This is a genomic window from Planomonospora corallina (assembly GCF_042650625.1).
Lineage (GTDB): Bacteria > Actinomycetota > Actinomycetes > Streptosporangiales > Streptosporangiaceae > Planomonospora_B > Planomonospora_B corallina.
Window position 1 is genome coordinate 74,920 of sequence record NZ_JBHSBM010000011.1, and the last position, 6,004, is coordinate 80,923.

Below are 6,004 nucleotides of genomic sequence, written 5' to 3' on the forward strand. Positions count from 1 at the left end.
CGGGCTGCCCGGCGCCGGCCGGCGCACGGCAGGAAAGAGCCGGCAGGCAAGAAGACGCCGCGGTCCCCTAGTGGGAGGGACCGCGGCGTCTCCTCTTCAGCGGCCGCCCTTGCCGGGGATCCGGCGCGGCTGCTGGGTCGGCCTCACCGGCTGATGCGGTCTGGGCATCTGCCGGGGCACTGGCGGCATCGGGGGCTGGGCCCGCTCCGGGAGCGGGGTGCGGGTCCGGGGCTTGCCGGAGCGCTTGGCGGAAACGGGGACGGCGGGAAGACGGGTACGCATATGGGATCTCCTTCGAAGGATCGAGACGACGCGGCGCGAGGGCCGTGCCGGAGACTCAGCTGCCGCGTCGGACGTACGGGGCCGGAGAGCTGAGTGCGGGCGGATCGGCGTGCGGCCGATCGACGCCGGCTGTCAGGAGAAAATCCACATACCGACGACGGTACGCGCCCGTTTCCACCGGTGCAAGGCATTTAAATCCGGGTGATTCCGGACATATGGTGCGAGGCTGTGCCCGGCCGGGCCCGCCCCCGGCGCGGTGGCTCCCCGCGCCGGGGACGGGCCGGACCCCGTGCGGTGGCCCGGCCCGCCGCGCGGTCAGTGGACCGGGCGGCGGAGGTTCTCGGCGGTCGGGGCGCCGGAGGACCCCTGGGCGATCCACGGCCCGGCGAGGGAGGGGTCGATGATGCCCTCCTCCGCGAACGTGTAGCGGTCCTTCAGCAGGTACCGCGCCAGCCGTACGTCACCCGCGTCGGTGTTGTCCCAGAGCCGGTCGAAGAGCGCCTCGGCGCGCAGCCGCGCCTGGCGGCAGAACGTGTCGGCCAGCTCGACGGGCCGCCGGCCCAGCTCCGCGGCCTCCTCCTGGGCCCGCACGCAGGCCGCCGTGATCGCGAACAGCTCGGCGCCGATGTCCACCAGCCGGCCCAGGAACCCCTGCCGGTGCTCCAGGCCGCCCTGCCAGCGGGACATGCCGTAGAAGGTGGAGCGGGCGAGCCTGCGGCAGGTCCGCTCGACGTAGCGCAGGTGCGGTGCGAGGTGCCCGAACTCCGGGTAGGAGCCGGGCCTGCTGCCGGGCCCGGTGACGAGGGTGGGCAGCCAGCGGGCGTAGAAGGAGCCGGCCCGGGCCAGCGCGCGGGCCCGGTCGCGGGCGGAGGCCGAGGGGTCGACGAGCTCGCCCGCCACCGACAGGTGCGCGTCGACCGCCTCGCGGGCGATCAGCAGGTGCATGATCTCGGTGGACCCCTCGAAGATCCGGTTGATCCGCATGTCCCGGAGCATCTGCTCGGCGGGGACCCCGCGCTCGCCCCGGGCGGCCAGCGACTCGGCGGTCTCGTAGCCGCGCCCGCCGCGGAGCTGGACCAGCTCGTCGGCGACCTTCCAGACCATCTCGGAGGCGTACAGCTTGGCGAGGGCGGCCTCGATCCGGATGTCGTTGCTCCTGTCGTCGGCCAGGCGGCAGGTCAGGTCCATCACGGCCTCCAGGGCGTAGGCCGTGCCGGCGATGAAGGAGAGCTTGCGCGCCACCGCCTCGTGCTCACCGATCGGGCGCCCCCACTGGACACGCTCACGGGCCCACTCGCGGGCGATCTTCAGCGCCCACTTGGCGCTGCCCGCGCAGGCGGCCGGGAGCGAGAGCCGGCCGGTGTTCAGCGTGGTCAGCGCGATCTTCAGACCCTGGCCCTCGCGGCCGATCAGGTTGGCGGCCGGGACGCGGACCCGCTCGAAACGGGTGACGCCGTTCTCGATGCCGCGCAGGCCCATGAACGCGTTGCGCCGCTCGACGGTGATCCCGGGACTGTCGGCCTCGACGACGAAGGCGGAGATCCGCTCCCCGGTGCGCGCCATCACCACCAGCAGGTCCGCCACGACCCCGTTGGTCGTCCAGAGCTTCACGCCGTCGATCACGTACTCGTCGCCGTCCCGGACGGCGGTGGTCGACAACCTCGCCGGGTCGGAGCCCACGTCCGGCTCGGTCAGCAGGAAGGCCGAGATCTCACCGGCGGCGCACCGGGGCAGGAAGGCGCGTTTCTGCTCCTCGCTGCCGAACAGCTTCAGCGGCTGCGGCACCCCGATCGACTGGTGCGCCGAGAGCATGGTGCCGACCGCGGGGCAGCAGGAGGAGGCGAGCATCAGGGCCCGGCCGTAGTAGAGGTACGGCAGGCCCAGCCCGCCGTACTCGCGGTCGATGGTGATGCCGAAGGCGCCGAGCTCCGCCAGGCCCTTGACGACCTCGTCCGGCACCTGGGCGGTCCGCTCGATCAGCGCCGGGTCGACCCGCTCCGCCAGGAACCTCCGGAGCGTGTGCAGGAACTCCTCGCCCCGGGTGCTCTCCTCCTCCGGCAGGACCGGGGCGGGGTGGACGAGGTGGGGGCGGAAGTCGCCCAGGAAGAGCTGCTTGCCGAAGCTGGGCCGGACCCACTCCTTCTCACGGGCCTGCTCGGCCACCTCACGTGCTTTGGCGTAGTCGGCGGCCTTGGCGGCGGCTTCGGCGCGATCGCTCGCTCTGGCGTGATCGGTCGTCATCGGACCTCCCCGGACGCGGATGTCTTCCGGCGTTATGCCCGGGTACGGGCCGTGGGGAGGGCATGTCCGGGTACGGGCTCGGGCAAGGCCGTACAGGGGGCGGGGCGCGGACGGTCGCGGACGGCCGCGGCGGGCCGCGGGACGGGGGCGCCGGCAGGGCCGGCACGCCGACGGCCCCGGCCGGGACGGGTGGCCGGGGCCGTGCGGCGCGGGGGCTAGCGCGGCTGCTGCGGCACGCGGGCGACGCAGAAGACGGTCTGGCCGAACGGCGGGCGGACGAACCGCTCGATGAGACGGGTGGCGGGCACCACCGTGCGGTCGTAGATCTTGACCAGGCGCGGGTCGGGGTAGCCGACGCCGCCGCGGCGGACGGCCAGCCACCACGCGAGGCCGCCGAGGAAGTTGATCGGCTTGAGCACGTCGATGTCGAGGCCCGCCCGGGCGACCGTGCTGCGCAGGGTGGCGGGGGTGTAGCGGGTGACGTGGCCGACCTTGCGGTCGAAGTCGCCGTAGAGCTGCATGTAGCCGGGGACCCAGATGATGATCCGGCCGCCGGGCAGGGTGGCGGCGGCGAGCGAGCGCAGCGCCTCGACGTCCTCCTCGATGTGCTCCAGGACGTTCATCAGGACGACGGTGTCGACCTTATCCCCGATGGGGATCTCGGTCGGCAGGCCGAACTGCAGCACGTCGACGTCGTCGCGGTCGGCGAAGCGCTTGTTCAGCTGCTCCACGCAGTAGGGGTCGAAGTCGCTGACCACCAGCCGGTCCAGCCGGGGCAGGAACTGCTCGGCGAAGTGGCCCAGGCCGGAGCCGATCTCCAGCATCGAGCGGCCCACGTGCGGGGCGACCATGTCGAACTCGTACTGCCGGTAGTTCCTGGCCTCGTCCCCACCGAGGTGGTTCTCCAGGGCCTCGTCGCCGGCCGCGGGTTGCACTACGCGGTCATACCCAGACATGCGGTCCCGTCCAGTTCGCAGAAAAACCGCGGCGCGGCGGCCACGGTCACGGACAGGCAGAGTCTAGTGGCCGTCCTTCTAGATCGGCTCCCCGAACGTCCCGGACGGGGCGTCCGGGGCGGGGGGATCCGTCCCGGAGTGTGTGAGGGATCCGTCCCGGAGTGCACGGAATCGGTCCGGTCGCGTGTCCCGCGCGTCCCGTCGGCCACAGACTCCCACGTAGTGCATTTTACGGCATTTAACGGACATTGATGATTAAATTAAAGCGATTGCGAATATCAACGGCGGGCGGGAGAAGTTTCAATCCCGAGGTGAGGACGTGATTTCCGCCGGAGGGGAAAAACCCCACCCCGAAAGGGGTGACGCCCGGCCCCTGGCCGCGACCGGATGTTATTCCTGATACGCGGAAGGAGCTGAACCGATGGAACGGAACCCGTGGTGGCGTGGGAACCTCCCCGCGGAGACGAGCAGCTTCGTCGGCCGCGAGACCGAGGTGCGGGAGCTGGTGAAGCTCCTGGACGAGGCGTCGCTGGCCACGGTCACCGGCCCCGAGGGCGTCGGGAAATCCCGGATCGCCGTCAAAGCCGCGGAAGAATGCCGCGACACCTATCTCGACGGCGTCTGGCTGGTCGAATTGTCCGGTGAGAGCAACGGCGACCTGCTCGCCCACATGGTCGCCGCGGTCCTCGGCCTCCGGGAGGAGTCCACCCGCTCCCAGACCGAGGTGCTCGTGGAGTTCCTCTCCCGCAAACGGCTCCTGCTCCTGCTGGACACCTGCGAGCGGCTGCTGCCCGCCTGCCGCGCGCTCGCCGGCCGGATCCTGGCAGGGGCCCCCGGGGTGCGGATCATCGCGACCTCCCGCCGGCCCCTCGGCGTGGACGGGGAGGCACTGCTGCCCGTCGAGCCGTTCCGGCCGCCCGATCCCACCGGCGTCGTGCGCGCCGAGAGCAACGACGCCCTCCGGCTCTTCCTCGACCGGGCCGAGGCCGCGGTGCCCGGCCTGAACCTGGACGACGGAGGGCTGGCGGCCGCCGCCCGGATCTGCCGGCGGCTGGACGGCATCCCGCTCGCCGTCGAGCTGGCAGCCGGACAGCTCGGCACCATGCCGGTGGAACCGTTCGCCGAGCGGCTGGACGGCCGGTTCGCCGCCCTCTCGGCCAACCGGGCCCTCGTCTCACAGCAGCAGACGCTCCGCACCGCGGTCGCCTGGACCCACGAGCTCTGCACCCCCGCCGAGCGCCTGCTCTGGGCGCGCCTGTCGGTCTTCGCCGGGAACTTCGACACCGAGGCGGCCGTCTGGGTCTGCGGCGACGAGCACCTGCCCGACGTGCCGGGCCTGCTGGCCGTCCTGGCGGGCAAGTCCCTGCTCATCCGGGTCCCCGGCGGCTACCGGCAGCTCGACACGATCAGGGAGTACGGCAGGGAGCGGCTCCTCGCGCTCGGGGACGCCGAGCGGCTGGCCGAGCGGCACCGCTGCTACTACCTCGACCTGGCGCGCCGGGCCGACGCCGGCTGGTACGGCCCCGACCAGGAGCAGTGGGCCAGACGGCTGAACTTCGCCATCACCAATCTCCGCGTCGTCCTCGACTCCGGCGCTCCCGGCGGCCCGCTCTCCGTCGAGATCGCCGGAGCGCTGTGGATCCTCTGGTTCTGCCTGGGGCGCCTGCGCGAGGGCCGCTACTACATGAAGCGGGCGATCGAGGCCGCTTCCCCGACCGACCCCGGCCTGCCCAAGCTCCTGTGGGCCGACGGCTGCGTGGCCATGGCCCAGGGCGACCTGGAGTCCGGACGCCGCCGGGCCGAGACGGCACTGGCCGTGGCACTCCAGTGGGGCGACCACGAGGCGGCGGGGCACGCGCAGCTCCGCCTGGCCGTCCGCGCTCTGTGCGTCGGCGCCCTCGAGGAGGTCGAACCCGCTGTCAGGCGTGTACGCGAGTATTTCCGGAGGGCGCAGATCATGACCGTGAGCGAGCCGCTCGCCCTGGTGACCGCGGCCATGGCGGTCACCTGGCGCGGTGACTTCGCCAGGGCCATCACCATCCTGGAGGAGGCGCAGGGCCTCTGCGAGAGCCACGGTGAGCGCTGGGCCCGAGCCACCGGCGACTACGTGCTCTCCATCGCCCAGCTCGGCCTCGGACGGCTGGAGGAGGCCGAGCAGGCCGCCCGGCGCTCGCTCGCCGCCAAGTGGCGGCTGCGGGACACCACCGGGGTGGCGCTCGCCCTCGACCAGCTCGCGGTGATCGCCGCGGTCCAGGGCGACGGCTACCGCACGGCCCGGCTCCAGGGCGCAGGCATGCGGCTGTGGGCCGCGTTCGGGCTGCGGGGCTTCGGCTCGGAGGGCATGTCGGAGCCGCGGACCGTCGCCGAGCGCACCGCCCGGCAGCTGCTCGGCGACGACACCTACGACGCGGTCTTCGCCGAGGGCCACGACGACGACCCCGACTCCGCCGTGGCCTACGCCCTCGACCACTGAGGGCGCCGGGCGGCCGTGCTCCGGGGAGCGCCGCCGCCCGCCGGTCCCCGGC

Annotated in this window: 3 protein-coding genes; 1 reads left to right on the top strand and 2 read right to left on the bottom strand. The window is 72.9% G+C overall.

Translation table 11 applies throughout. The annotated features are described in order from the left end of the window. Window positions 1-597: 597 nt before the first annotated feature. Window positions 598-2,523: an acyl-CoA dehydrogenase family protein gene (locus tag ACFOWE_RS05235; protein WP_377285771.1), complete on the bottom strand. Its 1,926-nt coding sequence runs from the start codon at window positions 2,521-2,523 to the stop codon at window positions 598-600. A gap of 215 nt (window positions 2,524-2,738) precedes the next feature. Beyond that, on the bottom strand, window positions 2,739-3,458 hold the full coding sequence (locus tag ACFOWE_RS05240; RefSeq protein WP_377285773.1) for a class I SAM-dependent methyltransferase: 720 nt from the start codon (window positions 3,456-3,458) through the stop codon (window positions 2,739-2,741). Between the two features lie 442 nt (window positions 3,459-3,900). Here ACFOWE_RS05240 and ACFOWE_RS05245 point away from each other — a divergent pair, with 442 nt between their 5' ends. After that, complete coding sequence (locus ACFOWE_RS05245) at window positions 3,901-5,952, top strand: ATP-binding protein (RefSeq protein ID WP_377285775.1); 2,052 nt, start codon at window positions 3,901-3,903, stop codon at window positions 5,950-5,952. Window positions 5,953-6,004: the final 52 nt, after the last annotated feature.

Excerpts from the sequence above, each read along its gene's own strand:
- ACFOWE_RS05235 (WP_377285771.1), bottom strand. The coding sequence starts at position 2,523 with ATGACGACCGATCACGCCAGAGCGAGCGATCGCGCCGAAGCCGCCGCC.
- ACFOWE_RS05245 (WP_377285775.1), top strand. The coding sequence starts at position 3,901 with ATGGAACGGAACCCGTGGTGGCGTGGGAACCTCCCCGCGGAGACGAGC.